Source organism: Streptomyces sp. BBFR25 (assembly GCF_044590125.1).
Taxonomy (GTDB): Bacteria; Actinomycetota; Actinomycetes; order Streptomycetales; family Streptomycetaceae; genus Streptomyces; species Streptomyces canus_D.
In genome coordinates this window covers 7,752,756-7,777,364 of sequence record NZ_CP172447.1, presented here as the reverse complement: position 1 = coordinate 7,777,364, position 24,609 = coordinate 7,752,756, and the positions used below count along the sequence as shown (strand labels likewise).

The following is a 24,609-nucleotide window of genomic DNA, read 5'->3' as shown; positions in this document are numbered from 1 at the left end:
GGTCAGGAGGCGCAAAGATGTTTGCCGGATCGGCAAAACCGGCGTGGACGGGTGCCTTCGTCAGCTCGTCAGCGCCTCCGCCCCGCCCTCGGAGCCGTCGGTGCGCACCCACACCGCCCGGCGCGGGAAGGGGATCTCGACGCCCGCGTCGTCCAGCGCCTCCTTGACCCGGCGGCGCAGCTCGCGGGTGACACCCCACTGCTGGAGCGGCGCTGTCTTGACGGCGAGGCGCACCAGCACTCCCTCGGCGTCCAGGGACTGCACGCCCCACACCGCGGGGTCCTCCAGCAGGACGTCCGCGAAGTCGGGCTCCTCGCGCAGCGCGCGGCCGGTGTCCTCCAGCACGCGGTAGACGGTGTCCAGGTCGGCGTCGTGGGCCACGGCGACGTCCAGGACGGCACGGGCCCATTCCTGGCTGTCGTTGCGGACCCGCAGGATCTCGCCGTTGCGGATGTGCCACAGGCCGCCGTTGAGGTCGCGCACATGGGTCAGGCGCAGGCCGACGTGCTCCACCTCGCCGACCGCCTCGCCGAGGTCGACCGAGTCGCCGACGCCGTACTGGTCCTCGACCATGATGAGCAGCCCGGACAGGTAGTCCGCGACCAGGCTCTGGGCGCCGAAGCCGATGGCCAGGCCGACCACTCCGGCGCTGGCCAGCAGCGGGCCGAGGGCGATGCCGACCTGGTCGAGCACCATGGCCACGCCCACCATGAACAGCACGATGGTGACGGCGCTGCTGAGCACCGAGCCGATGGTGCGGGCCCGTTGCTCGCGGCGCTGCCGCGCCCGGGACCGGTCGCGGTGCAGGACGGCGGCGCCGCGGGCCGGCCGGCGCGGGCGGCTGCGCTCGGCCTCGCCCGCCGACGGTTCCAGGACCCGCTGGACGACCCGGGTGATGGCCCGCTTCGCCACCGCGCGCAGCACCAGCAGGATCACCACGATGAGCGCGATGCGCAGCGGTATCCCGATCAGTGCCGCGGTGTGGTCGCCGAACCAGTCCGTCCACGAGGCCGCCAGCTGCGGGTCCGTGGCCGGTTCGGGGGGCGGGGAGGTGTACGACATCGGCTCGGCTGCTCCGTTCCTCGGGGACGACGTGTCTGCCGTCGGGGCCGCCTACCCGCGGACCGGGCGAACATGACGGCTTTCACCGGCGCCCGGCTGGGCACCCGCCGGGAGTCGTACAGCGGAAGGGGCCCGCGGCGTGGTTACCGTTGCCGTCCTGCTACTGCCCGGTCTGGGGCTGCTGTTGTTCGCCATGACGTGTCTGGAGGACCGGCTGTTCCGGGATCCGGCGCCGCCCCGGCACGCCCGGCGCCGCCATCTGCGTCTCCTCCCGGGCGGCGCGAGCGGCGGGGACCGCGGCGCCGAGCGGGACGCCGCCTGAGGCCGCGAACCCGCGCGCCGACACGTGCGTGCGCGGACCCCGCCGTGCGGGTGTCCGCCCCGCCGGGCGATGCTGTCCCGGACAGGACACACGCGGCGCGGGCGAGGAGAGCGGATGGACGCCGGGGAACAGCACGACGCGGACGACGAGTTCGTCCGGTTCTGGCAGGAGCGCCGGGTGTGCTTCCTGTCGACGGCGCGGGCCGACGGGACGCCCCACCTGGTCCCGGTCGGCGTGACGTACGACCACGCCACCCGCACGGCGCGGGTCATCACCAGTCGGGACACCACGAAGGCGCGCAACGTGCGGCGGGCCGCCGGAGCGGTCGTCGCCGTGGGCCAGGTCGACGGCAGGCGCTGGTCCACGCTGGAGGGCGTGGCGACCGTGCGGGACGACGCCGGGACGGTCCGCGACGCGGAGACCCGCTACGCCGCCCGCTACCGCCAGCCCCGGGCCAACCCGGAGCGGGTCGTCATCGAGATCGCCGTACGGCGCTTCCTCGGCACGGTGCGCCCGCTCGCGCGGCGTCCGCAGGCCTGATGCCGTCCTCGGCGGGGCGGGTCACCCCCGCCCCGCCCGGTCCCGGTGCCCCAGTCGCCCGGGCCACCAGGCGACGGCGCCGAGGTCGCGGGCGAGCGCCGGGACCAGCAGGGAGCGCACCACCAGCGTGTCCAGCAGGACGCCGAAGGCCACGATGAAGGCGATCTGCACCAGGAACGCGAGCGGGATCACGCCGAGCGCGGCGAAGGTGGCGGCGAGGACGACCCCCGCCGAGGTGATGACGCCGCCGGTGGCGGTCAGCCCGCGCAGGATGCCCTCGCGCACCCCGTGGTGCAGCGCCTCCTGCCGGACCCGGGACATCAGGAAGATGTTGTAGTCCACTCCGAGGGCGACCAGGAAGACGAAGCCGTAGAGCGGGACGGAGGCGTCCGTGCCGCTGAAGCCGAACACATGGGTGAAGACCAGCGCCGAGACGCCCAGGGTGGCCACGAAGTTCAGCGCCACCGTCGCCACCAGCAGCACCGGCATCAGCAGCGAGCGCAGCAGGGCGATCAGGATGACCAGGATGATGACGAGGACCACGGGCACGATCAGCGTCCGGTCGTGCTCGGCGGTGCGCTGGGTGTCGTACTGCTGGGCGGTGTAGCCCCCGACGAGGGCGTCCGCGCCGGGGACGTCGTGCACGGCCGTCCTGAGCCGGGCCACCGCGCTCTTGGCGGCGTCGCTGTCGGCCGGTGCCCGGAGCGTCGCGTCGACGCGCACGCGCCCGTCGACCACCTTGGGTTCGCCGCCGCCGGGACGGCCCGACGCGGTGACCGGGGCCGCGGAGGCGACGCCGGGGGTGTCGCGGGCGGCCGCGAGGACCGGGTCCAGCCGGTCGGCCTCGGCGATGATCACGGCGGGGTTGCCCGAACCGCCGGGGAAGTGCCGTGCCAGCGTCTGCTGCGCGGCGACCGACGGGGTGTCGTTCACGAAGATCTCGTCCAGCGGCACTCCCTTGGAGGTCAGCGTCGGTGCGAAGGCGGCGCAGGCGAGCAGCGCGGCCAGCGAGATCGCCCAGATGCGGCGCGGTGCCCGGTCCACCAGTTCCGCCACCCGGTGCCACAGCCGGTGCCCGGCCTGCGGGTCACCGGCCCGTACGGGCCTGGCCGGCCAGTAGGCGGCGCGGCCGAGCAGGACGAGGACGGCCGGCAGGAAGGTGAGCGTGCTCAGGACGGCGCAGACGATGCCGATGGCGCCGACGGGTCCGAGCGCGCGGTTGTTGGTCAGGTCGCTGAGCAGCAGCGCCAGCAGCGCGAGGGCGACGGTCGCCGCGCTGGCCACCACGGCTCCCCAGGAGGCCCGCAGGGCGGCGCGCACGGCGGCGAAGCGGTCCGGGTGCCGGGCCAGTTCCTCGCGGAAGCGGGCGGTGAGCAGCAGGGCGTAGTCGGTGGCGGCGCCGATGACCAGGATGGAGAGGATGCCCTGCACCTGCCCGTCGACGCGTACGGCGTCCCGCTCCGCGAGCGCGTAGACGATGGCGCAGGCCAGGCCCAGGGCGAAGACCGCGCCGAGGATGATGACCAGGGGCAGCAGGACGCTGCGGTAGACCAGCAGCAGGATCACCAGGACGGTGATCAGCGCTACTGCGAGGAGCAGTCCGTCGATGCCCGAGAAGGCGTCGGAGAGGTCGGCCTGGGAGGCCGCCGGACCGGCCAGCTGGGCCTGCGTGCCCGGCACCCGCCCGGCCGCGTCGCCGATCCGCTCCAGGACACCGGGCAGCGCGTCGCCGAGGTCGGGCTCGACCTGGACGACGGCCTGGAGGGCCTCGCCGTCGTCGGAGGGCAGCGCGGGCGACGCCTGCCCCACGACCCCGGGCTCACCCTCCAGGGAGGCGACGGAGCGGGTGGCCCCGGCCCGGTGGCCGGTGACGGAGCCGCCGCCGTCGGCGGTCCACACGACGATCACCGGGAGCGTCTCGTCCTGCTGGAAGGCCTTCTGGGCGTCGACGACCCGGGTGGACTCCGCGCTGCGGGGCAGGAAGGCGGCCTGGTCGTTGGTGGCGACCTCGCCGAGCTTTCCGGCGTACGGGCCGAGCGCTCCGCCGATGCCGAGCCAGACCAGGAGCAGGACGGCGGGGACGAGCCAACGGGCCCGTCGGGAGGGGATGGACATCGGTGTCGGGTCTCCAGGTCTGCGGGGCGACGGGAAGTGGCTCGATCATAAACAATCTCAATGATTGAATTACTTCGGCCCGTCATGACACACCGCGTGTGCCCCCGGTCACTCCTCCGTATGCGGGAGCGCCCGGGCGCTCAGCGCTCGTCCGACCGGACGAGGCCCAGTTCCGCGTTCATCGCCGTGAGGAAGCGGACCACGACCGCCAGTTCCTCGTCGTCGAAGCGCGCGCGGGCGGCGGCGGCCGCCTCCGCCAGCGGGAGGAAGTACGTCCTGGCCGCTTCGCGGGCCTCGGGGACGTAGCGCAGGTGCACGACCCGGCGGTCGGCGCTCTCCCGGACGCGGCGCACGTGCCCCGCGCGCTCCAGCCGGTCCACGCAGGCCGTCACCGCCCCCGAGGTCAGCCCCAGGTGCTCGCGCAGCCGCCCCGGTGTCATCGGCTCGCGCGCGTCCAGGATCGCGGCGAGCGCCTGGACGTCGGTGGCGTGCAGGCCGTGGCCGCCGGCGAACCCGTGCACGAGGCGGTTGATCTCGCCGTTCATCCGCCGCAGTTGCGCGGCGAGGACGTGCAGGTCGCTCGCCTCGGGGCCGGGACCGGTCCCCCGCTCGTGCGCGTGCTGTCCGCGCTGGTTCGCTGTCGCCACGTGATCAGCGTATAGAAGGGTCGACCTGGGCCGGGGCGCGTCCGGCGCGGCCCGTTCCGGGGAAGGGGTCACGGAGACGGCAGTCCCGCGAGCGACGGAGGCACATGAGCCAGGCGGACGAAGGACCCGGCCGAACGGGCGGCGCGGGCGGCACGGCGGGCGTGCGCTGCCTGGTCACCGGCGCGACGGGATACGTCGGGGGCCGTCTCGTGCCCGAACTGCTGGACGCCGGACACCGGGTGCGGTGTCTGGCCCGCTCCCCGCACAAGCTGCGCGACCATCCGTGGGCGGCAAGGGCCGAGGTGGTGCGCGGGGACGTGACCGACGCCGACTCGGTGGCGCGGGCGATGGAGGGCGTCGACGTCGCCTACTACCTGGTGCACGCGCTCGGCACCGGCGACGACTTCGAGACGACCGACCGGCGGGCGGCACGCACCTTCGCCGAACGGGCCCGGGCGGCCGGCGTGCGGCGCATCGTCTACCTGGGCGGCCTGACCCCGGCCGGGGTGCCGGAGGGGGAACTGTCGCCGCACCTGCGTTCCCGCGCCGAGGTCGGCCGCATCCTGCTGGCCTCCGGCGTGCCCACGACCGTGCTGCGCGCGGCGGTCGTCATCGGCTCCGGGTCGGCCTCCTTCGAGATGCTGCGCTACCTCACCGAGCGGCTGCCGGTGATGGTCACGCCCAGCTGGGTCCACACCCGCATCCAGCCGGTCGCCGTCCGGGACGTGCTGCGCGCCCTGGTCGGCAGCGCGACCATGCCCAAGGAGGTCTCCCGGGCGTTCGACATCGGCGGTCCGGACATCCTCACCTACCGGGACATGATGGTGCGCTACGCCGAGGTCGCCGAGCTGCCCAAGCGGCTGATCCTGCCGGTGCCGATGCTGTCCCCCGGGCTGTCCAGCCACTGGGTCGGGCTGGTCACACCGGTCCCGGCGGCCATCGCGCGCCCGCTCACCGAGTCGCTGCGGCACGAGGTGGTGTGCGGCGAGAACGACATCGTCCGGTACGTCCCACCGCCGCCGGGCTACCCGCTCGGCTTCGACGACGCGCTGCGGCTGGCCCTGCAACGGGTCCGCGAGGCCCGGGTCACCACCCGCTGGTCGTCCGCGTCCGTGCCGGGCGCGCCCAGCGACCCGCTGCCCACCGACCCGGACTGGGCCGGCGGCAGCCTCTACACCGACGACCGCGCGCTGACGGTCGACGCGCCGCCCGAGGCGCTGTGGCGGGTCATCGAGGGCATCGGCGGCGACAACGGCTGGTACTCCTTCCCGTTGGCCTGGGCGGTACGGGGCTGGCTCGACCGGCTGGTCGGCGGGGTGGGCCTGCGCCGGGGGCGGCGGGACGCCGCGCGGCTGCGGGTCGGGGACTCGCTGGACTTCTGGCGGGTGGAGGAGATCGTCCCCGGGCGGCTGCTGCGGCTGCGCGCCGAGATGCGGCTGCCGGGGCTCGCCTGGCTGGAGATGTACGCCGGGACCGACGACGCTGGGCGGACGCGCTACCGGCAGCGGGCGCTGTTCCATCCGCACGGGCTGGGGGGCCAGGCGTACTGGTGGAGCGTGTCGCCCTTCCACGCCGTGGTCTTCGGCGGCATGGCCCGCAACATCGCCCGCGCCGCCGCCCGCGCTCCCCGGCCCCCGGACCAGGGGCGCGACGGCTCGGGCTCCTGAGGCCGGTGCAGTGGGCCGGAGGCGGACCGGCCTTCAGGTGCGGGGGCCGTCCGGGCGGGAGGTGTGGTCCGGGTGGTTCCGGGTCCGGCGGACCTCCTTCAGCTCCGCCTCGTACAGGTGGCGGCGGCCCTCGGCCAGGCGCGCCACCGCCTCCCGCTCCAGGTCCCGGAACGGCTGGTAGTACGTCCGGTCGTAGGCGTCGAGGATCTGGAACGTCCAGTGGCCGGGGATGACGTTGCGGCCCAGGATCTCGGTGCGCACGCGTTCCGCCCACTCCGGGTGCCCCGCGGCGCGCAGCAGTTCGACCGCGCGGTCGAGTTCGAAGTCCGCGGAGCCGGTGTGCTGGTGGAAGGCGAACAGGTGGCCGCGGGCGCACTCGGTCGTCTCCAGCGCCTTGGACAGGGACCCCAGGGCCTCGACCGTCTCGTCGCTGACGCCCTCGGGGCGCCGGTGCGGGTCGTCGTCATCCATGGCGTGCCAGCGGGTCGTGGCCCCAGTTCATGAGCGAGTGCCGCCACCGGGTGTCCTCGACGTCGCCCGACGGGCGCTGGGCCAGGTGCCGGCGGACGTAGCCGACGACCTTGCGCATGTGCTCGTAGTCGTCGTCCGAGAGGTCGCCCTTGTTCTTGTGCAGGATCTCGACGATCCGGCGGCCGGACGCGTGCCCGACGGACTCGCCCCCGTCCTGGTGGTGGCCGGCGTCCCGCGACGCGTCGGTGTCGAGCCACCGGTCCAGTTCGGCCGGTGTCATGTTCACCAGTTCACGGAAGGCGTCCCGGGTCTCGTCCTGTTCGTCGCCGTCCATGACACCTCACTTCCCCTTCTTCTTCAGCGCGGACGGCTTGTGCACCGCCGACCGGCCCGACTTGTCGCTGCGCACCTGGTACTGCGGGGCGTCCGAGGAGGCGTCCACGGTGCGGCCGGCCGCCTCGGTCCGCTTGGTGATCTTCTTCTCCACCTCGCCCTCGGTGCGGGAGCCGTGGCTGCTCCAGGTGACCTTGTCGCCCTTCCTCAGGTGCTCGCCGTCGTCGCGGTTCTCGGCCATCGCGGTACTCCTTCGCCGGTGCGCCCCCTTCGGCTTCCTGGACGGTCAGGGTTCCCAGCCGGGGGCGCCCCACTCGGGCGGAGCGGTGATTGACCGCCGAACTATCCTGGTCGCGGCCCCGGCGGCGCCGTCCACGCCCGCCGTCGTCCCGTCACCGCCGTCGTTCCAGGAGCAGCCCGTTGAACACCAGCACAGCGTCCCCGGACAGCTACTACGAGCGCATCGACGAGCACCGCTACAAGCCGACCGCGCACGCGGGCGGCGCGTGGAGCGCGGACGAACAGCACTTCAGTCCGCTCGGGGGTCTGATCGTCCACGCCGTGGACCGCCATCTGGCGGGCCGTGCCGGTGCGGGGATGTCGCTGAGCCGGATCAGCTTCGACATCCTGGGCCGCCCGGCGCTGGACGAGTGCGAGATACGGGTGGAGACCGTCCGGCCGGGACGCACCATCGAGCTGGTCGAGGCGACCGTGCTGATAGCGGACCGGTCGGTGGCGCGGGCCAGGGCGTGGCTGCTGGCGGACGGGGACACGCGCGCGATCGCCGGTGGCGGTGCCGACCGGCTCCCCGGGCCGGACACGCTCGCCCGCTGGCCGATGGACGCCGAGTGGCCCGGTGGCTACGTCGCCTCCCTGGACGTTCGTCCGCTCGCCCCGCCCCGGCCGGGTCGCACCACCGCCTGGATCTCCACCGGCCTCGACCTGGTCGCCGGGGAGAGCGCGAGCCCGCTGGCCTCGTACGTCGCGCTGGTCGACACGGCCAACGGCATCGCGGTGCGGCAGTCGCCGCGGGAGTGGATGTTCCCGAACGTGGATCTGACCCTGCACCTGCACCGTGCGCCGCGGGGCCGCTGGACCGGCCTGGACACCACCGTCGTCTTCGGGCCCACCGGTCAGGGCATCACCAGCACCGTGCTGCACGACCTGGACGGCCCCGTGGGCCACGCCCAGCAGATGCTGACCGTCCGGCCACAGCCCTGAGCGGCCCTGCCGGACCCCGACGGCCGCGTCAGCCCCGGCCCGCGGGCGGGTCGGCGAGGATGCCCTCCAGCAGCCCGGTGGCCTGGCCGACCTCGATCAGGTACCCGTCGGGGTCGCGCAGGTAGCACCGCAGCTCGGCCTTGCGGTCGATCGGCGGGGTGAGGAACTCGGCGCCGAGCGCGCTCCACTCGCGGTGGCAGCGCTCGATGTCGGCCACCCGGATGTTGAGGAAGCTCGTCGCCGTCCCGGGGTCGTCCGGCGGACGCAGGGTGACGTCGGGTTTGTCCGGCGTCGGCCCTCCGCCCGGGTTCATGATGAGCCAGCTGTTCGCGAGCTTCACGATGCACGGGTTCTCGTCGAGCACGACCTCGCCGCCGAGCACCTCGGAGTAGAAGGCACGCGAGCGCGGCACGTCGGCCACGGTGAGGAAGTGGGTGAGCAGCAGCCCCGACTCCGGGGCCGGCAGGTCTTCACGGCGCATTCCTGGACCCCCACGGTCCTGTGACGGGCTTCCGGATCCCTCCATCGTGTCCATCATGGACCGGGTCCGCCGGGCCGGAAAGACGATCAAGAAGGGGTGAGGATCAGACGCCCCCGCACCTGCCCGGCCTCCAGCCTGCGGTGGACCTCGGCCGTCATCGACAGCGGCAGTCGGTCGGCGACGCGCGGACGCCACGGGGTGTCGGTGAGGACGTCCACGACGCCCCGGGCCGCCTCGGCGAGGTCCGCGGTCGTGGCGTTGCTGATGGCGAAGCCCACGATGCTCGCGTCCCTGGTGTAGAGGCGGCTCACGGGCAGTGCGGCGGGGCCGGTGACGAGCCCCACCATCGCCACCAGCCGCCCGCCCGGGGCCAGCGATTCCACGGCGTCGGCGAGCACCCCGTGGCCGGACGTGTCCAGGTGCACGTCGTAGCCGCCGGGGGCTGCCCGGCGCACGCGCGCGTCGAGGTCGGGCGCACGGTGGTCGAGGACCTCGGCGGCGCCCAGGCCCCGCACCTCCTCGGCGTCCCGCGCACGCGCCGTGGCGATCACGCGAGCCCCGGCCCGGGCGGCCAGGGCGACGGCGGCGCCGCCCACGTTCCCGGCGCCGCCCCCGACGTAGACGGTCTCCCCCGCCCGCAGCCGACCGTGCCGGAACAGCGCGAGCCAGGCGGAGGCGGCCGGATGGGCGGCCGCCACGAGGTGTTCCGCGTCGATGCCGGGCGGCGCCGCGTACAGGCGATCGGCGGCGACCGTCGCGTACTGGGCGAAGGAGCCCTGGCGGCCCGCGTGGCCGAGGCTGTTGCACCACACCCGCTGCCCGGCCGTGAAGCCCGCGGCGCCGGGCCCGGCCGCGGCGACCTCGCCCACCAGGTCGCGGCCGACGACGAAGGGCAGCGGCAGCGGTGTGGCGTACGCACCGGACCGTACGAAGGTGTCCACGGGGTTGGCGGCGACCGCCGTCACCCGCACGAGCACGTCCGTGGGACCCACGGAAGGCACGGGAAGCTCCCCGTGGCGGATGGCGCCGGCCGGTCCGACGGCGTCGACGTACGCCGCCCGCATCGTCTCGGGAACCGTGCCGTTCATGATCCCATGCTACGAACACCGGGACGGTGCTCGCGCAGCCGGCGACCGCGCCGAGTGAGGCCCCAGGGCTTGAGGACCGAGAGCAGGGTCATGAAGACGTAGGCGGACAGGGAGACCACCGGCCCGAAGAGCACGTCCCCCGCGTCGGGCAGCGGCCCTCCGGCGGCCACGGCGGCGACCGCCGAGTTCACCCCGGGGCGCAGCGCGAAGAACGTGGCGACGGTCGTGCCCAGGGTCAGCCAGAACTTCGTGTACACCCACCGGTGCCGGGCCAGGCCCCACGGTGTACCCAGGGCCAGCACCAGCCCGCTCGCCAGGGTGAGCAGGGCGAGGGGGAGCAGCAGCCAGTCGGCGAACAGCTTCATGCAGCGGACGGCGGCCTCCACCGCCACCGGGGCGGCGCCGGCGGCTGCGGTCACGCCGAGCGCCAGCAGCCCGAGGGTGAGCCCGAGCCAGGAGGCGGAGGCGACGACGTGGACGACGAGGGAGGCCCTGCGTGCGGGGCGGCTGAGTTTCACCCCACCCACGCTGCCGGTCGGCAGCCGCCCAGACGTCCCGCGGCGGGAGTAACCGCCCGTACCGAGCCGGGCGTACGCGCCGGGGGTCGTCGTGACCCGATCGGAGCAGCTTCCCGACGTCCGCGCTGCGAGGGGTACGGGCGCGCCCTAGCCTGAGCGTGTCCTCGGAGAAACGCCCTAGGAGTTCCCATGCGTCTGCCCGTCGAGCTCAGGCATGTCGCCCCGCGACTGGCCACCGGGGCTTTCATTCTCAACTCCGGTCTGGCCAAGCGCGGAGCCGATGAGCAGAGCGCCGCCATGATGCACGGAATGGCGAAGAACACCTATCCGTTCCTCGGCAAGCTGCGGCCCGCGACGTTCGTCCGGCTGCTCTCCGCCGGTGAGATCGCGCTCGGCACGGCGCTCCTCCTGCCGGTCGTACCGACGGCGCTGGCGGGCGTCGGCCTGACCGCGTTCTCGGCGGGACTGGTGGGGCTTTATCTGCGCACCCCGGGAATGCGCGAGGAGGGCAGCCTGCGCCCGACGCAGGAGGGAACGGCCCTGGCGAAGGACACCTGGATGCTCGGCATCGGGGTGGGATTCGTCGTGGACGGAGCCACCAGCAGGTCGTGTTGACCGCGCGCCCGGCCGCCGGTCCGGCTGCCCGGGTAACGGCGAGTTGCCGGTGAATTAACGGCGGACCACGGAATCCGTAATGCTCCCCAATTCCGGTCGTAGATCGTCGAATTGAGAGCGGAACAGTACCGGTTCGCACTTCAACATCACTATGCTGAAAGCGCTTCGCCGAGTTCGGCGCAGCGGCTGCCGACGCACCCGGGGAGGGGTGCCGACCGCGGCCTTTGGGGGGTGCGGAGAAATTCGGGGGTGACGCCGTCATGTCTGGGTGCCATTTTCCCGCGGGATTCTCGTCCCGCCGCCCCGGTGTCCGTGTGACGAAAGCCGAGGAATCACCGTGCGACGTACGACCTCCGTCCTGCTGTCCCTGAGCGCCCTGCTCGCGGCCTCCGCGCTGAGCGTTCCCACCGCCGTCGCCGCCCCGCGCGCCGACGGGCCCGCCGCCGCTCCGGCCGGCTGGGAGGCGGTGGACGCGACCGCCCTGGCGCGGATCACCGGGGAAAAGGACGCCCGGCGGGCCCCGCTCGCCGCCGGGGACACCGCCGCCGCGGCCGCGGAGCCCGAGCTGCTGGCCGTGCAGTCGGCCCGCAACGAGCGCTTCGTGGCCACCGAGAAGAACTACGCCGAGCCGAACACCGGTGTCCAGCGGGCCCGTTCGACCGAGTTCAGCGGCTCCTGGGAGAGCTACGCCTTCGAGTGGGACGAGGCCTCCGAGACCTACGCGCTGCGGTCCCTGGCGAACAACCGCTACGTGGCGGTGGAGAAGAACTACTCCGGCAGCGCGCAGAACGTCCTGCGGGCACGGTCCACCAGCGTGGGCGGCTGGGAGCGGTTCGTCCTGTACTACAACGAGAGCCTGGACCGCTGGGCGCTGCAGTCCACGCTCAACGGACTCTTCGTCGCCATGGAGAACGGCTACACCGGTTCGCTCCAGTACGCGCTGCGCGCCCGCTCCACCGAGGTGACGGGTTCGTGGGAGGAGTTCGTGCTCTACGACATCAGCGCCTGACACCAGTCCTGCTCGGCGAGGGCCAGCATCGCTTCGATGGTGTCCTCGTCGGGCAGGGGCCCGTGGTCCCCGACGACCTTCAGCGCGGACGCGGCCGTGAGGTGACCCAGCCGCAGGGCCCGGGTGAGATCCGTGCCGCCGCACAGTCCGGCGAGGAATCCGGCGGCGAACGCGTCGCCCGCGCCGACCGGTTCCACGACCTCGGTGGCCAGGGCGGGCACGGTGCACTCGCCGTGCTCGGTGAACGCGGTGGCACCCCGCCCGCCGTCCTTGACGACGAGAACGCGCGGGCGGCTCAGCATCCGGCGCACGTCCGTCGCGCGCAGGTCGGCGCCCCACAGGCCCTGGGCCTCGTCCAGGCCGACGAAGACGATGTCGGCGCGGTCGGCCAGCTCCCGCAGCACCGGGGCGGCCGTGCCCGGCGGCCACAGGGCGGGGCGGTGGTTGACGTCGAAGCTGACGGCGTGGGTGCGTCGCTCCGGCGGGGTGTGCAGGGCCCGTTCCACCAGGGCCCGGCAGGTCGGGGACAGGGCCGGCGTCACCCCGGTCAGGTGGACCAGGGCGGCGCCGCCGATCCGCGGGTCGTCCAGGAGGCCGGGGCCGAGGGTGGAGGCCGCCGAACCTCCGCGGTAGTAGTGCACGCGGGTCCCGGTGGCACCCGGCTCCTTCAGCAGCAGGCCGGTCGGCCGCGCCGGGTCGGTACGCACGCCCGAGACGTCCACGCCCGCCCACGCGACGGCCGAGCGCACCCTGCGGCCGAGGGCGTCGTCACCGACCGCGGAGAGCCAGGAGACGGGCACGCCCAGGTCCGCGAGGTACATGGCCACGTTCGACTCCGCGCCCGCCACCGAAAGGCACAGGGACTCCGCGTCCTCCAGCGAGTGCGGCGGGGCCGGTGCCATGGCCGCCATGGTCTCGCCCAGGCACACCACCGGCCCCCGCGGCAGCCGCCAGGGGCTCGTGGCCGGATCGGCGGCGGTCTTCCCGCGCCCGCCCGCGGCGGTGCCGTCGTCCCTCTCGGGCAGGGGCCGGGTGCCGGTCACGGCCGGGCCTCCCGCACGGCGGCGCAAAAGGCGCGGGCGCGGGTGCGGAGGGCGTCGAGGCTGCCTCCGTCGGCGGCGTCGCCGATCAGCGGGGAACCGACCCCGACCGCGGTGGCGCCGGCCGCCAGGTGGGCGCGGGCCGCCGCCTCGTCGACGCCGCCCACGGGCACCAGGGCGTCGTGCGGGAAGGGTCCGCGCAGGGCCTTCACGTAGGCGGGTCCGCCCGCCTGGGCCGCCGGGAAGATCTTCAGCGCGGTGGCGCCGAGGGTGCGCGCCGTGATCACGTCGGTGGGTGTCATGACGCCGGCCAGGACGGGCATCCCCCGCTCCCGGGCCGCCGTGACGCCCTCCCCCAGCCCCGGGGTGACCGCGAAGTCGGCGCCGGCCCGATGGGCGGCCACGGCGTCGTCGGCGGTGAGTACCGTGCCGGCGCCCAACGGGCGGTCGGGTCCGAGGGCCGCTCTGGCGCGTTCGATGACCAGGAGGGCGTCCTTGCCGGTCAGCGACACCTCGATCAGCTCCACGCCCTCCTCGGCCAGCGTCAGCACGGTGCGCAGCGCGGCGTCGGCGTCGCCGCCGCGCACGATGGCGACGAGGCGGTGGGCGTCCAGGGCGGCTCGCAGATCCACAGGCGGGTCTCCTACTCGAGGCATCACAGGTCACAGGGGTCGGACCGCACGCGGCGGCACCCGGCGGCCAGGGTAGAACGCCACCGCGCCGCACCGGAGGCCGGGCGGTGCGGGAGGCGGTACGAGGTCCGACCGCGCCCCCTACATCCGAGTTGCACGTTTTGCCCCATTCCTGATGGTGACCCGGACGGAGGACATCCACGTGCGACGAGGTGAGAGACATGCTGGTGCTGGGCCTCCTGCTCATGGCGGGCGCCGCCGCCTTCGCGGGCCTGCTGATCGCGTACAACCTGTCCGGCGGTCCGGACTACACCGTGACGCTGCTGGGGAGCGAGCCATTCACGATCAGTACGCTCGGGGCGTTTCTCGGCGGCATCGCCCTGACCCTGATCTTCGGCCTGGGCATGTGGATGCTCTTGGCCGGGACGGTACTGGCGCGCCACCGCGGCAAGAAGCGCCGCCGGGAGCGGGAGACCGCCAGGCAGGCAACCGCCGAGCGTGACGCGCTGGCCGGGCGCACGGAGGGTCCGGGCAGCAGCACGGACACCGCGGACACCGCGGGCGAGCCGGCCGGGCACCGCCGCCCGTCCGCCCACCGGCCACAGTGGCTCCGGCCGCACAGTCACCACTGACCGACCGCGCAACCGACCGACCGCGCACCGGAACACGGCCGACCGGTCCGGCTCACCGCCGGTCCGGTCGGCCGTGCCGCAATGTCGTGTCAGCCCGAGGCCCGGCCTATGTGACGGTCCTGTCCCGCACCGTGCCCGGCGACCGCCGTGGCGACGCCGAGGACGGCCAGGACGGTGAGCGGCAGCGTCCAACTGTCCGTGGTGTCGTGCAGGATGCCGAGGAGGAGGGGGCCGGCCGCCGCCACGAGGTAGCCGATGGACTGCGCCATACCGGCCAGCGCGGCGGCTTCGCCGGAGCTGCCCGCGCGCTGGCTCTGGAAGGTCAGCGCGAGGACGAGGCAGGCGCCGCCGCCGAGTCCGAGCAGGGTGCACGCCACGACGGGCAGCGCGGGGGCGGCGACCAGTACGGTGAAGCCGGCCGCCACGAGGACCGAGGCCCCGGCCGCGATCCAGCGCTGGTCGTGCCGGCCCCGGGTCAGCAGGGGCAGGAGACTGCTCGCGGCCAGCGACACCACCTGGTAGTAGAACAGCATCCAGCCGGCCGTGGTGCTGCTGGTACCGCGGTCGACCAGGATGCTGGGCAGCCACGCGACGGCGGTGTAGAAGGCCAGGGACTGCAGGCCCATGAAGAAGGTGACCTGCCAGGCGACCCGCGACCGCCAGGGCACCGGGCTGTGGGTCCCGCCGGTGGACGCCTGCGGCTTGTCCCCGCGCATCCGGGGCAGCCAGGCGAGGAACGCCGCGACGGTAAAGGCGACACCCCAGGCCAGCGCGGTGTGCCAGGAGCCCGGCACGGTGTGGGCCAGCGGCGCGGAGATCCCGGAGGAGACCGCGGCCATGAGGCCCATGACCGTCACGTAGAGGGCACTGACGCCCTGGATGCGGTGCGCGGGCACGTTGCGCCTGATCAGGGCGGGCAGCAGCACGTTGCCGAAGGCGATGGCCGCGGAGAGGATCACCGTTCCGGCGAACAGGCAGATCACCGAGGGGAGGGAGCGGACCACCGTTCCGACGGCCAGCACCCCGAGCGCCGCCACCAGCAGGCGGGCGCTGCCCAGCCGGTGGGAGGCCCGGGCCACCAGGGGCGAGGTGGCGGCGAACGTCAGCAGCGGGAGGGTGCTCAGCAGCCCTCCCCAGCTCGTCGTCAGACCGCTGCCGCGCTCGATCTCCGGCAGCAGCGCGCCGACACCGGTGAGCGTGGTGCGCAGGTTGGCCGCCACCAGGCAGATGGCGACGACGAGCCCGACCGACACGGCGGGCCGGGCGGAGTCGGCACGGTCGTCGACCGGTGCCCCGGTGGCGGGCTGCTGACGGGACGTCGAAGACGGCTGCGCGCTCACTCCTCCCCCTCCGCTCGTGAGGCGTCGGACTCGTGGTCGCGGGTGAGCCGGACGATCGCGCCCGCGGCGGCCCGGGCACCGCCCGCGTCCCGGGCCTCGATCGCGTCGACGAGCCGCCGGTGCAGGCGGGCGTGGTCCTCGGCGTGGGCGGCGTCCCAGGGCAGACCGCCCAGGGACGACATGAGCGCCGTACCGAGGTGGTCGTACACCTCCATCAGCAGGTCGTTGCCGCTCGCCCGGACCACGGCCCGGTGGAACAGCGCGTCGACACTCGTGGCCGCGGCCGTGTCCGCACCGTCGCTGGCCGCGTCGGCGTCGGCGAGCAGCTCCCGCAGCTGCCGCAGCTGCTCCTCGCTCCGGCGCAGGGCCGCGGCTCCCGAGGCGTACTCCTCCAGAACGGTCCGCAGCTCCAGCACCTTGTCCCGCTGCACGGAACTCGCCCGCCGCACCATCACCGACTGCAGCTCGCTGGAGGACCGGACATAGGTGCCGTCCCCCGCTCGGGGCTCCAGCAGCCCCAGGTGGACCAGTGCGCCGATGGCCTCCCGCAGCGTGCTGCGTCCGACCCCCAGCTCCTCCATGAGGACCTGCTCCGGCGGGATCCGCGTCCCCACCGGCCAGCCCCCCGCCTCGATGTGTGCCCTGAGGCTGTCCACGAGCTGGGCGGACAGGCTGGCCGCACGTCGTGGTGCGCTGATGCGTTTCATGACCGCACCCTACACAAACATCAGACGTTTGAACATCGCATGGGTCACTCGTCAGATGGGGCGGGCGTTGAGGGGACGTCCCGTGGGCTGGCGGGTGCGGGAGCCGGGCGGTCAGGGCGGTCAGGGCCGCCTCACGGCGCGGCCTCCCGGAGCGAAGCCGTCGAAGGACTGTTCTCAGGACTCGCCCGGCCAGTAGGTCACACGGCCCTCGGACGGCCGGTAACGGGCGGTGTAGACCGTGCTCCAATCCCTGGTGTACGCGGATTGATACAGCGGCGGCTTCAGCAAGACCACCGGCATTCCGGTCAGCACCCTGTCCCGTCTGGAATCCGGGCACCGCAGACCGGGCCTGGAACTCCTGCTGCCCCTGGCCCGGGCCTACCAGATACCGATCGAGGAGCTGATCGGCGCCCCGGCCGAACTCGACCCCCGTGTGTATCCACAGCCGTTTACCCGCAACGGCATGACGGTCGTTCCGCTGACCCGCAAACCCGTGGGCTGCAGGCGTTCAAACACATCCTGCCCGCCGGCCTGACCGACGGCCGGGAACCCGACCCCCGCTCACACGAGGGCTACCACTGGCTGTACGTCCTGCGCGGCTGCCTGCGCGTCGTGCTCGGCGACAAGGACTTCATCCTCACCGAAGGCGAAGTCGCCGAATTCGACACCCACCTCCCGCACTGGTTCGGCAACGCCAACGAACACCCTGTGGCACCGTGGAGCGGAATGTGAATGTGAAGGACAGCTCGCGGGCTGCGGTTCGCTGGCGGCGGTGCCGGTTCGGGTTCGGGAACCGCGGCGGGTATGCGACTGCGGTAGGCGGCGGCGAAGTCCCCGATCCGCTTCGACACCCCCTGCCACCGACGGAAGCGGCCGTTGACCTGTACCGGTCCACGAACAGTTCGATCTCGGCGTGGGGGTGGGAAGCGGTGTCGCCGCCACGGCCACAACTGCGGTGTCTAGGTGGGAGCCGAATCCCACCTGTCGGACAGCCGCAGCAGCACTTTGCTGCTCCCGGCGGCCGGGTCGGCGGCGACCGAAAGGGCCTCGGCCGCGCGGTCCAGCGGGAAGCGGTGGGTGATCAGCGGTGCGACGTCCACGCCGTCGCGCAGGGCGAGCAGCGCGTCGTCGATCTCCTCCACGAAGCGGTACGACCCCGTCCAGGTGATCTCGCGGGTGACCAGGTCGCCGAGGACGGCGGTGACCGCGCTGCCGGGCAGGTTGCCGACCTGGACGAGGGTGCCGCCGCGGGCGGTGGCCCGCAATACCGCACCGAGCGCCGCCGGGGCGCCGGACGCCTCGAAGACCACTTCTACGTCCTCGGGCAGCGTCTCGCCGCGCGCGAGGTCGCGGGTCTCGTCGGCTCCCATCGCCCGGGCGACGGCGAGCGCGTCCGCTGACAGGTCGGCGGCGATCACGGTGTCCGCGCCGCGGTGTTTGGCGGCGGCCACCACCAGGGAGCCGATCGGTCCGGCACCGTTGACCAGGACGGTCCGGCCGTGCAGGGACGGCACCCGGCCGACGGCGTGCAGGGCCACGGCCAGCGGCTCCGCCAGCGCGCCCCGCTCGGTGTCCACCCCGTCCGGCAGCGGCCGTACCTGGTCGGCGTCGACCGTGCGGTATTCGCTGAACCCGCCGTCGGTGTGGGGGGTGAAGGCTGCCGAGCCGAAGTAGCGGACGTGGGGGTAGAGGTTGGTGCGGCCCGCGATCCGTTGGGGCAGTACGCCGTCGCCTACCGGCCGGGCCGGGTGGACGGTCGTCGGCTGGCCTTCGGCAAGCCCGGTGACGCCCGGGCCGAGCGCGGCGACGCGGCCCGCCACCTCGTGTCCGAGGACCAGTGGATGGCTGAGCGCGGCTGTGCCGGATGCGCCGTGCCTCCAGTAGGCGATGTCGGATCCGCAGATCCCGCCCCATTCCAGGGCCAGCAGGACCTCGCCGGGTCCGGGTACCGGCAGTGGCCGTTCGTCCACGCGGACGTCGCCGGGGCCGTGCACCACCAGGGCACGCATGGTGCGCTTGCCGGCGGCGGGGGCTCCGTGTCCCTCGGTGGCGGTGGTCATACGGCGTCCTCCAGGCGGACCAGGTCGCGTCCGCGGGTTTCGGGCGCAAGGTAGGCGCCGACGAACGTGATCAGTGAGTAGACGATGAGCATGGCGGCGATGGGCCACCAGCTCCCGGTGACGGCCGTGAGGGTGGCGGCGAGGACGGGGCCTGTCGCGGTGGCGAGGATGCCGCCGATCTCCTTGGCGAGGGCGAGCTGGGTGAACCGGGTGCGGGCGCCGAAGAGTTCGGCCATCGTCACGCTCTCCAGCGAGAACAGCCCGAGCACGCCGACGTTGAGGCCGAGCACCATGCCGATCATCACGCCCGGCGTCGTGCCGGAGGTGATCAGCAGCATCACCGGGAAGGCGAGGACCATGGTCAGCGCCGAGACGACCAGGTAGAGCACGCGGCGGCCGACGCGGTCGCCGAGCAGGCCGATGAACGGCACGGTGGCGAATCCCACGAGCGAGCCGTACACGATCGCGTCCGTGGGTACGGACCGGTCGACGGCGAGATTGGTGGCGAGGTAGCCGACGAGGAAGGTCTGGATCAGTCCGGAGTTGCCGGCCTGGCCGAAGCGGAGCGCCAGGGCGAGGAAGAACGCCTTGCCCTTGCGCTGCCGCACGCCGGCTGCCAGTACGCTGCCCTGCTGCTCGGTGGAGTCGGTGATGGCCGACTCCACCTCGTCGCGGTCCAGCGCCACACCGTCCACGACGTCGGCGCGTTCCTCGAAGACGGGGCTCTCCTTCAGGCCTCGGCGCAGCCAGACGGCGAACAGCATCATGGCGAAGCTGAGGAGGAACGGCAGCCGCCAGCCCCAGGACAGGAGCTGGTCCTCGGTGAGTACGGCGAGCAGGACGGCCCACAAGCCGGAGGCGGCCAGGGTTCCGGAGTTGGTGCCGAGCGACACCAGCGAGGAGATCAGGCCCCGGCGCTTGGCGGGCGCGTACTCGGCGAGGAGCACCGTCGCGCCGGCGATCTCGGCGCCCGCGCCGAATCCCTGGGCCAGCCGCAGCGCGACCAGCAGGATCGGTGCCATGATGCCGATCGTGCCGTAGGTGGGCAGGACACCGATCAGGGTGGTTGAGGCGCCCATCAGGAGCACGGTGATGTAGAGGACCTTCTTGCGGCCGAGCCGGTCGCCCATCCGTCCGAAGTACACCGCGCCGGCGAGCCGGGCGACGTAGCCGACGCCGTAGGTGGCCATCGCGGCGATCAGTCCGATCGCGGGGCTGACGTCGGGGAAGAAGAGCCTGTTGAAGACGATCGCGGCGGCCAGCGAGTAGAGCTGGAAGTCCATGAATTCCATGGCCGTGCCCAGCCAGCCCGAGACGGCGGCTCTGGCCAGATCGCCCGTGGTGCGCTCCGCGGGGCGCGTCTGCTCCGCGGCGACGGCGCTGTCCTTCATCGTGAACTCCGTTGTTCGGGGACGGGAACGGGTGCGTGCAGGGGTGGGGTTGCACGGGGGGGCGGGAAGGTGGGAGTGCTGCGGGAGGGGGTCAGATTTCGACGCGGCCCGCGCGCAGTGCGGGGAACCGGCCGGCGACGGCCGCGGTGAGGACCGTGTCGTCGGCGAGATCCGCGGCGCCGACGGTGCGCAGCAGCGCGCTCACCGTCCCGGCCGCAGGAGCGCCCGCGTTCCAGCAGGAGGCGAGGGCCTCGGTCGCGGGGTCCGACCGGTCGGGGGCACCGGGCCGGGTGCCGTGTGCCCAGGCGGCGAGGGCGAGGGCCAGGACCGGCGTGTCCGTGCCGCTGGCGCGCAGCTCGCGCAGGGCGGGCAGCCAGCGCTCGGTGATCTTCAGGGAAGCGTCGGAGCCGATCTGCCGCAGCTGGTGGTGCATCGTGGGGTTGCGGAAGCGGACGACGAGATCACCGGCGTACGCCTCGGGGTCGGGTCCTCCGGCCGGCAGGGTGGGCGCGACCTCGGCGCACAGCGCGCGGACGAGCCGTTCGCCCCAGTCCGTCGCCATGGCGTCGGCGACGGTGGCGTGTCCAGTGGCGAGGCCCAGGTGGGCCAGGGCCGAGTGGGAGCCGTTGAGCAGCCGCAACTTGGTGAGCTGGTACGGGCCGACGTCCGGTACGAAGAGGGCGCCGTCGTGCTCCCAGGGTGGCCGGGCCGCGGGAAAGGAATCCTCCAGGACCCAGCTGCGGTAGGGCTCGCCGGCCACGGTCAGGCCGTCGTCGAGGCCCAGCGCGGTGCGGGCGGCCGACCGGTCGTCGTCACTGGTCGCGGGCACGATCCGGTCGACGACGGTCGAGGGGAAGGTCACCGCCTCGTCCATCCGGGCCAGGACGGTCTCGCGGTCCGGCCAGGCCGAGGCGTGGACGAATTCGCGTACGACGCGGGCCAGTACGGCGCCGTTGCCCGCCATGTTGTCGCAGGAGACGACGGCGACGGGGGCCGCGTCGGACCGCATCCGGAGGGCCAGGCCCGAAGCGAGGCGTCCCACCACGGTGGTGAGCGGCGCGCCGGGCGGGGCGGCCAGGTCCGCGGCGACGGGTGCCGCCGCCGTGTCCAGGCCGCCCACGGCCGACCGGTGGTAGCCCTTCTCGGTCACCGTGAGGGTTACCACGCTCACCTCGGGATCGGTGAGCAGCGCGTCGACGGCTTCGGCGTCGGGGCCCATCGACAGGGCGCCGACGACGGACCCGATGACGCGGCAGGTGTGGCCGTCGGGGTGGCGCTCGACGACCGAGTACAGACAGTCCTGTTTCCGCAGGGCGCGCACGGTGGCGGCCGAGCGGGGCGCGACGGCGGTGATGCCCCAGGGCTCGCTGGAGACGGCGGCGGCGTTCTGCGTGTAGAGGGCCTGGTGGGCCCGGTGGAAGGCGCCGAGCCCGAAGTGCACGATGCGTGGGCGCAGTCCGGCCGGGTCAACGGCGGGCCGGAGGTCGGGCGCCAGTCGCGACAGCGCGCGGCGGTTCAGGCGGGGAAGGGCGGGTGAGGTGCTCACCAGTCGTGCACCGAACCGTCGAGACGGCGCGCCACGGGGAGATAGCGACGTTGGTAAGGGAAGCGCTCGGCGGCCCTGTCGTCGTACTCCACGCCGAGGCCGGGCTCGTCGGAGGGGTTGAGGTACCCGTCGGCGAAGGTGACGCCGGAGCGGAACACCTCGGAGGTCTCTTCTGCGTGGCCCATGTACTCCTGGATGCCGAAATTCGGCACGGTGACGTCAAGGTGCACGGCGGCGGCCATGCTGACGGGTGAGAGATCGGTGGCGCCGTGCGAGCCGGTGCGGATGTGGTACAGCGCCGCCAGGTCGAAGATCCGCCGCAGGTGGGTGATGCCGCCCGCGTGCGCGACGGTGGTGCGTACGTAGTCGATGAGCTGCCCGGTGATGAGGTGCTGCACATCCCAGATGGAGTTCATCACCTCGCCGACCGCGATCGGTGTGGTGGTGTGTTCGCGGATGAGCCGGAACGCCTCCTGGTTCTCCCCCGGGGTCGGGTCCTCCATCCAGAACAGCCGGCAGCTCTCGACGCTTCGGCCGAAGCGGGCGGCCTCCATCGGCGTCAGCCGGTGGTGCACGTCGTGCAGCAGGTGGAAGCCGAACCCGAACCGCTCCCGGACCGCCTCCAGGTATCCCGGCGCGAAGCCGAGGTAGGCGTCGGTGTCCCAGGGCTGCTCCTCGGGCAGGTCGGTTGCGGCCGGCTCGTAGATCCTGCCCTTGCGCACCCCGTACGTGCCGCCGACGTCGGGAACCGCGGCCTGGGCCCGCACCGCCCGGTAGCCCAGTTCCAGGTGGCGTTCGACGTCGTCGAGGAGGGAGGGCACGTCGGTGCCGCTGGCGTGCGAGTAGACCAGCACGCCGTCGCGGGAACGGCCGCCGAGGAGTTGGTACACGGGCAGGCCCGCAACTTTGCCCTTGATGTCCCACAGCGCGGTGTCGACGGCCGAGACCGCGGTCATCGTCACCGGGCCGCGGCGCCAGTAGGCGCCCTTGTAGAGGTACTGCCACATGTCCTCTATGCGGGCGGGGTCGCGGCCGATGAGCAGAGGGGCCACGTGGTCCCGGAGGTAACTGGCGACGGCCAGCTCCCTCCCGTTAAGCGTGGCGTCTCCGAGTCCGGTGACTCCGTCGGTGGTGGTGATGCGCAGTGTGACGAACGTGCGACCGGGAGAGGAGACGAGCACCTCGGCCCGCGCGATCTTGCTCACTTACAGCTCCATCCTGTCGGGCAGTACTTGTATACAAGCATCTGTCGCACAGAGGGGCAAGACCCTTCGTCCAGTACGTAGGATGTGCGCATGGCTCAATCGAACGGGCGGCGGACCAGTCGGCGCGACATCTACCTCAAGCTGCGCCAGATGGTCCTGACCCTGGAACTCGCCCCGGGCGCCGCCCTGTCGGAGAACGAACTGGCCGCCTCACTGGGCGTCAGCCGCACCCCCGTGCGGGAGAGCCTCATCCTCCTGGCCCAGGAGGGACTCGTTCAGGTCTTCCCGAAGATCGGGTCGTTCGTCTCGCGCGTCGACGCCGTCCAGGTCGCCGACGCACAGTTCCTGCGCGAAGCGGTGGAACTCGCCTCCCTGGAGGACCTTCCCGAGCAGCTCGACACTGAGACGGTCGAGGAGCTGCGGAACAACTTGGAGTGCCAGCGTCGCACCGGTCTCGACCACGAGGAGTTCTTCGCCCTGGATGAGGCCTTCCACCGCGATCTGATGCGGCTGAGCGGTCACGGCAATGCCTGGGCCACCGTCGCCGCCGCCAAGGGCCACCTCGACCGGGCCCGCCGGCTCGGCCTGCACGGCCACGAGTCCCCCACCGTCTTCGCCGACCAGCATCACGAGATCTTCGCCGCGATCACCGCCGGCGACATTCCCGGGGCCCGCAGCCGCATGCGCGATCACCTTCGCGCCGTCTTCGACGACATCGAGCGCATCCGCAGCCACTCCCCGGAACTATTCGCCTCCGGCCCTGCGACGGTCCCCGTACGGCGCAGCGTGGTCGTGTGGGAGTGAGGCCCGGCCGGCCGACCGCCACCCCTCATGGCGGCTACGGCCGTACCCGCGCCCACCGCGGCCCTACGCCCCGTCCTCCCAAAGACAGCGTGTCCTCCGTTCTCGAGCTGGACGGGTTCGAGACCGGCCCAGAGGCCGCCGGCCTCGCGGACACCTGGTGGCGCGGCAGTGACTCGCCGCCCCCGCCCACCGAGGCGAAGCCGAAGTCATGGAAGCGCCGCGGTGCCGGACTGCCACCGTCTGTGCCGGACTCGACGAGCAAGGGAACTCCGCGAACATCAGTGCAAGTGTGCCCTTCATCCGCGCACCTACTCATTTGACGGCCGGCGTCGCCTGCCACGCGCCTGGACTCATGCCCGTCGCCTTCCGGAAGAACACTGAGAAGTTGGACGCGTCGGAGAAACCGAGCACGTTGGCGCAGCGGGCCGCGGTGAGGTGGTCGTGCGCGAGGAGCCGTTTGGCTTCCAGGACGATCCGATCGACGATGTACCCCTTTGCCGTGCGGCCACTGGCCTGCTGCACCGCTCGCGAAAGGGTGCGGGGCGCGTATCCCAGCGCACGGGCGTAGTAGCCGGCGTCGTGGTGTTCCCGGAAGTGCGCTTCGACGCAGGATCGGAACAAACGGAACACCGGAGGCGAGATCCGTGCTTGGGCATGCGGCGGCCGGAGACGGGCGATCAGCGCGGAGAGCAGGGTGCCGGGCAGCTCCCCCGAGACGTCGCCCGGCGGGGCGGATGTCTCAAGGAGGAGGTGGTCGCGTGCGGCGTCCACGAACGGCCAGTCGGCGTCAGGAATGCTCCATTGCGCGGCCAGGTCCGGGGACGCGACGAGTTCACGAGTGGCGTGGGTGACGGGAGCAGTCGGCACGAACAGCACGAGGTGTCCCGCCACGTCTGCGATGTCAGCCCATCGGTGCACCGCGCCGGGAGGGATCCACACCGCGGACCGCTCCTCGAGCGGGTGCCGGAGGAAGTCCACCGTGACGGAGCCGCGCCCGGCGTCGACGACGGCGAGGACGTGGAAGTCGGCTCGCTGCGTGCCGCCGTCGTTCAGATCGCGAAGGCGGCCGAACGTCATCGTCTCGACCGTGGCGGCACGGCGCTCTGCGGGCTGGTAGGCCATCTGCCGGATCACGGTCACCTGTCCAGTTTCCACCATCAGAA

General features: G+C 73.1%; 26 protein-coding genes and 1 pseudogene. 9 read left to right on the top strand and 18 right to left on the bottom strand.

The features are described 5' to 3' along the window. Positions 1–60 precede the first annotated feature (60 nt). Positions 61–1,062 carry a mechanosensitive ion channel family protein gene (locus ACGH52_RS34795; RefSeq protein WP_076972872.1) on the bottom strand — a complete coding sequence of 334 codons (1,002 nt, stop codon included), beginning with the start codon at positions 1,060–1,062 and terminating at the stop codon, positions 61–63. A 139-nt stretch (positions 1,063–1,201) separates the two neighbouring features. On the opposite strand from ACGH52_RS34795, the gene ACGH52_RS34790 reads away from it, so the two are divergent. Both ACGH52_RS34790 and ACGH52_RS34785 read left to right on the top strand, forming a co-directional pair. Further along, complete coding sequence (locus ACGH52_RS34790; protein WP_193777844.1) at positions 1,202–1,384, top strand: hypothetical protein; 183 nt, start codon at positions 1,202–1,204, stop codon at positions 1,382–1,384. Positions 1,385–1,498: 114 nt separating this feature from the next. Then, a complete protein-coding gene (locus tag ACGH52_RS34785) occupies positions 1,499–1,924 on the top strand; it encodes a TIGR03618 family F420-dependent PPOX class oxidoreductase (protein ID WP_121704035.1) in 426 nt (141 codons plus the stop codon). 21 nt (positions 1,925–1,945) lie between these two features. On the opposite strand, the gene ACGH52_RS34780 is transcribed toward ACGH52_RS34785, so the two are convergent. Next, positions 1,946–4,039, bottom strand: a complete 2,094-nt coding sequence (locus ACGH52_RS34780) for an MMPL family transporter (RefSeq protein WP_121704034.1) — start codon at positions 4,037–4,039, stop codon at positions 1,946–1,948. A 140-nt stretch (positions 4,040–4,179) separates the two neighbouring features. Then, positions 4,180–4,686 (bottom strand): MarR family winged helix-turn-helix transcriptional regulator, encoded by a 507-nt coding sequence (locus ACGH52_RS34775; RefSeq protein ID WP_076972875.1) that lies wholly within the window; start codon positions 4,684–4,686, stop codon positions 4,180–4,182. Between the two features lie 104 nt (positions 4,687–4,790). On the opposite strand from ACGH52_RS34775, the gene ACGH52_RS34770 reads away from it, so the two are divergent. Next, complete coding sequence (locus ACGH52_RS34770) at positions 4,791–6,353, top strand: SDR family oxidoreductase (RefSeq protein WP_399945228.1); 1,563 nt, start codon at positions 4,791–4,793, stop codon at positions 6,351–6,353. Positions 6,354–6,386: 33 nt separating this feature from the next. On the opposite strand, the gene ACGH52_RS34765 is transcribed toward ACGH52_RS34770, so the two are convergent. From ACGH52_RS34765 to ACGH52_RS34755, 3 genes are read right to left on the bottom strand one after another with little or no spacing between them, the layout of a single operon-like run. Continuing rightward, entirely contained in the window at positions 6,387–6,824 is a 438-nt protein-coding gene (locus ACGH52_RS34765; protein ID WP_210977081.1) for a hypothetical protein, read from the bottom strand. Next, positions 6,817–7,158: a DUF3140 domain-containing protein gene (locus ACGH52_RS34760; protein WP_076972877.1), complete on the bottom strand. Its 342-nt coding sequence runs from the start codon at positions 7,156–7,158 to the stop codon at positions 6,817–6,819. Before ACGH52_RS34760 ends, ACGH52_RS34765 begins: the two co-directional genes overlap by 8 nt. Before the next feature lie 6 nt (positions 7,159–7,164). After that, a complete protein-coding gene (locus ACGH52_RS34755) occupies positions 7,165–7,398 on the bottom strand; it encodes a DUF2945 domain-containing protein (RefSeq protein ID WP_076972878.1) in 234 nt (77 codons plus the stop codon). Between the two features lie 179 nt (positions 7,399–7,577). Between ACGH52_RS34755 and ACGH52_RS34750 the strand changes: the two genes are divergently transcribed. Further along, positions 7,578–8,378 carry a thioesterase family protein gene (locus ACGH52_RS34750; protein ID WP_076972879.1) on the top strand — a complete coding sequence of 267 codons (801 nt, stop codon included), beginning with the start codon at positions 7,578–7,580 and terminating at the stop codon, positions 8,376–8,378. A gap of 28 nt (positions 8,379–8,406) precedes the next feature. Here the strand turns inward: ACGH52_RS34750 and ACGH52_RS34745 are convergent, their stop codons facing one another. From ACGH52_RS34745 to ACGH52_RS34735, 3 genes are all read right to left on the bottom strand, one after another. Continuing rightward, positions 8,407–8,859: a VOC family protein gene (locus ACGH52_RS34745; protein ID WP_059296882.1), complete on the bottom strand. Its 453-nt coding sequence runs from the start codon at positions 8,857–8,859 to the stop codon at positions 8,407–8,409. A gap of 86 nt (positions 8,860–8,945) precedes the next feature. Then, a complete protein-coding gene (locus tag ACGH52_RS34740; RefSeq protein ID WP_399945223.1) occupies positions 8,946–9,947 on the bottom strand; it encodes an NADPH:quinone reductase in 1,002 nt (333 codons plus the stop codon). Further along, on the bottom strand, positions 9,944–10,465 hold the full coding sequence (locus ACGH52_RS34735; protein WP_399945220.1) for a DUF2269 domain-containing protein: 522 nt from the start codon (positions 10,463–10,465) through the stop codon (positions 9,944–9,946). Before ACGH52_RS34735 ends, ACGH52_RS34740 begins: the two co-directional genes overlap by 4 nt. Positions 10,466–10,654: 189 nt before the next feature. On the opposite strand from ACGH52_RS34735, the gene ACGH52_RS34730 reads away from it, so the two are divergent. Together ACGH52_RS34730 and ACGH52_RS34725 are read left to right on the top strand one after the other, a co-directional pair. Continuing rightward, positions 10,655–11,080: a hypothetical protein gene (locus ACGH52_RS34730; protein ID WP_076972882.1), complete on the top strand. Its 426-nt coding sequence runs from the start codon at positions 10,655–10,657 to the stop codon at positions 11,078–11,080. A 337-nt stretch (positions 11,081–11,417) separates the two neighbouring features. Beyond that, a complete protein-coding gene (locus ACGH52_RS34725) occupies positions 11,418–12,089 on the top strand; it encodes a hypothetical protein (protein WP_076972883.1) in 672 nt (223 codons plus the stop codon). Here ACGH52_RS34725 and ACGH52_RS34720 read toward each other — a convergent pair. Both ACGH52_RS34720 and ACGH52_RS34715 read right to left on the bottom strand, forming a co-directional pair. Beyond that, positions 12,071–13,132, bottom strand: coding sequence for a sugar kinase (locus ACGH52_RS34720; RefSeq protein ID WP_210977077.1), 1,062 nt, complete (start codon positions 13,130–13,132; stop codon positions 12,071–12,073). The two genes, ACGH52_RS34725 and ACGH52_RS34720, sit on opposite strands and share 19 nt — an antisense overlap. After that, positions 13,129–13,761 carry a bifunctional 4-hydroxy-2-oxoglutarate aldolase/2-dehydro-3-deoxy-phosphogluconate aldolase gene (locus ACGH52_RS34715; protein ID WP_210977076.1) on the bottom strand — a complete coding sequence of 211 codons (633 nt, stop codon included), beginning with the start codon at positions 13,759–13,761 and terminating at the stop codon, positions 13,129–13,131. The genes ACGH52_RS34720 and ACGH52_RS34715 overlap by 4 nt, the downstream gene beginning before the upstream one ends. Positions 13,762–13,982: 221 nt before the next feature. On the opposite strand from ACGH52_RS34715, the gene ACGH52_RS34710 reads away from it, so the two are divergent. Next, positions 13,983–14,393 carry a hypothetical protein gene (locus ACGH52_RS34710; protein WP_210977075.1) on the top strand — a complete coding sequence of 137 codons (411 nt, stop codon included), beginning with the start codon at positions 13,983–13,985 and terminating at the stop codon, positions 14,391–14,393. A gap of 89 nt (positions 14,394–14,482) precedes the next feature. Here ACGH52_RS34710 and ACGH52_RS34705 read toward each other — a convergent pair whose 3' ends face one another. After that, complete coding sequence (locus tag ACGH52_RS34705; RefSeq protein ID WP_210977074.1) at positions 14,483–15,733, bottom strand: MFS transporter; 1,251 nt, start codon at positions 15,731–15,733, stop codon at positions 14,483–14,485. Then, positions 15,730–16,440, bottom strand: coding sequence for a FadR/GntR family transcriptional regulator (locus ACGH52_RS34700; protein WP_121701574.1), 711 nt, complete (start codon positions 16,438–16,440; stop codon positions 15,730–15,732). The genes ACGH52_RS34705 and ACGH52_RS34700 overlap by 4 nt, the downstream gene beginning before the upstream one ends. A gap of 298 nt (positions 16,441–16,738) precedes the next feature. Here ACGH52_RS34700 and ACGH52_RS34695 point away from each other — a divergent pair. Beyond that, positions 16,739–17,151, top strand: a pseudogene (locus tag ACGH52_RS34695) (helix-turn-helix domain-containing protein); the annotation flags it as partial. Positions 17,152–17,399: 248 nt separating this feature from the next. Here ACGH52_RS34695 and ACGH52_RS34690 read toward each other — a convergent pair. From ACGH52_RS34690 to manD, 4 genes are all read right to left on the bottom strand, one after another. Next, positions 17,400–18,500 (bottom strand): L-idonate 5-dehydrogenase, encoded by a 1,101-nt coding sequence (locus tag ACGH52_RS34690; RefSeq protein WP_399945214.1) that lies wholly within the window; start codon positions 18,498–18,500, stop codon positions 17,400–17,402. Continuing rightward, on the bottom strand, positions 18,497–19,891 hold the full coding sequence (locus ACGH52_RS34685) for an MFS transporter (protein WP_076972888.1): 1,395 nt from the start codon (positions 19,889–19,891) through the stop codon (positions 18,497–18,499). The genes ACGH52_RS34690 and ACGH52_RS34685 overlap by 4 nt, the downstream gene beginning before the upstream one ends. A 91-nt stretch (positions 19,892–19,982) precedes the next feature. Then, positions 19,983–21,437: a mannitol dehydrogenase family protein gene (locus ACGH52_RS34680; protein WP_399945211.1), complete on the bottom strand. Its 1,455-nt coding sequence runs from the start codon at positions 21,435–21,437 to the stop codon at positions 19,983–19,985. Beyond that, complete coding sequence (gene manD / locus ACGH52_RS34675) at positions 21,434–22,642, bottom strand: D-mannonate dehydratase ManD (RefSeq protein ID WP_399945208.1); 1,209 nt, start codon at positions 22,640–22,642, stop codon at positions 21,434–21,436. Before manD ends, ACGH52_RS34680 begins: the two co-directional genes overlap by 4 nt. 90 nt (positions 22,643–22,732) lie before the next feature. Between manD and ACGH52_RS34670 the strand changes: the two genes are divergently transcribed. Then, positions 22,733–23,446, top strand: a complete 714-nt coding sequence (locus ACGH52_RS34670; protein WP_399945205.1) for a GntR family transcriptional regulator — start codon at positions 22,733–22,735, stop codon at positions 23,444–23,446. A gap of 312 nt (positions 23,447–23,758) precedes the next feature. Here ACGH52_RS34670 and ACGH52_RS34665 read toward each other — a convergent pair whose 3' ends face one another. Beyond that, complete coding sequence (locus tag ACGH52_RS34665) at positions 23,759–24,604, bottom strand: helix-turn-helix domain-containing protein (RefSeq protein ID WP_399946986.1); 846 nt, start codon at positions 24,602–24,604, stop codon at positions 23,759–23,761. Between the last annotated feature and the right edge of the window lie 5 nt (positions 24,605–24,609).

Bases quoted from the DNA above. Each gene is read 5' to 3' on its own strand.
- ACGH52_RS34665 (WP_399946986.1), bottom strand. From the start codon at position 24,604: ATGGTGGAAACTGGACAGGTGACCGTGATCCGGCAGATGGCCTACCAG.
- ACGH52_RS34770 (WP_399945228.1), top strand. From the start codon at position 4,791: ATGAGCCAGGCGGACGAAGGACCCGGCCGAACGGGCGGCGCGGGCGGC.
- ACGH52_RS34745 (WP_059296882.1), bottom strand. From the start codon at position 8,859: ATGCGCCGTGAAGACCTGCCGGCCCCGGAGTCGGGGCTGCTGCTCACC.
- ACGH52_RS34685 (WP_076972888.1), bottom strand. From the start codon at position 19,891: ATGAAGGACAGCGCCGTCGCCGCGGAGCAGACGCGCCCCGCGGAGCGC.
- ACGH52_RS34755 (WP_076972878.1), bottom strand. From the start codon at position 7,398: ATGGCCGAGAACCGCGACGACGGCGAGCACCTGAGGAAGGGCGACAAG.
- ACGH52_RS34670 (WP_399945205.1), top strand. From the start codon at position 22,733: ATGGCTCAATCGAACGGGCGGCGGACCAGTCGGCGCGACATCTACCTC.
- ACGH52_RS34795 (WP_076972872.1), bottom strand. From the start codon at position 1,062: ATGTCGTACACCTCCCCGCCCCCCGAACCGGCCACGGACCCGCAGCTG.
- ACGH52_RS34765 (WP_210977081.1), bottom strand. From the start codon at position 6,824: ATGGATGACGACGACCCGCACCGGCGCCCCGAGGGCGTCAGCGACGAG.
- ACGH52_RS34730 (WP_076972882.1), top strand. From the start codon at position 10,655: ATGCGTCTGCCCGTCGAGCTCAGGCATGTCGCCCCGCGACTGGCCACC.
- ACGH52_RS34700 (WP_121701574.1), bottom strand. From the start codon at position 16,440: ATGAAACGCATCAGCGCACCACGACGTGCGGCCAGCCTGTCCGCCCAG.
- ACGH52_RS34740 (WP_399945223.1), bottom strand. From the start codon at position 9,947: ATGAACGGCACGGTTCCCGAGACGATGCGGGCGGCGTACGTCGACGCC.
- ACGH52_RS34785 (WP_121704035.1), top strand. From the start codon at position 1,499: ATGGACGCCGGGGAACAGCACGACGCGGACGACGAGTTCGTCCGGTTC.
- ACGH52_RS34780 (WP_121704034.1), bottom strand. From the start codon at position 4,039: ATGTCCATCCCCTCCCGACGGGCCCGTTGGCTCGTCCCCGCCGTCCTG.
- ACGH52_RS34710 (WP_210977075.1), top strand. From the start codon at position 13,983: ATGCTGGTGCTGGGCCTCCTGCTCATGGCGGGCGCCGCCGCCTTCGCG.
- ACGH52_RS34690 (WP_399945214.1), bottom strand. From the start codon at position 18,500: ATGACCACCGCCACCGAGGGACACGGAGCCCCCGCCGCCGGCAAGCGC.
- ACGH52_RS34760 (WP_076972877.1), bottom strand. From the start codon at position 7,158: ATGGACGGCGACGAACAGGACGAGACCCGGGACGCCTTCCGTGAACTG.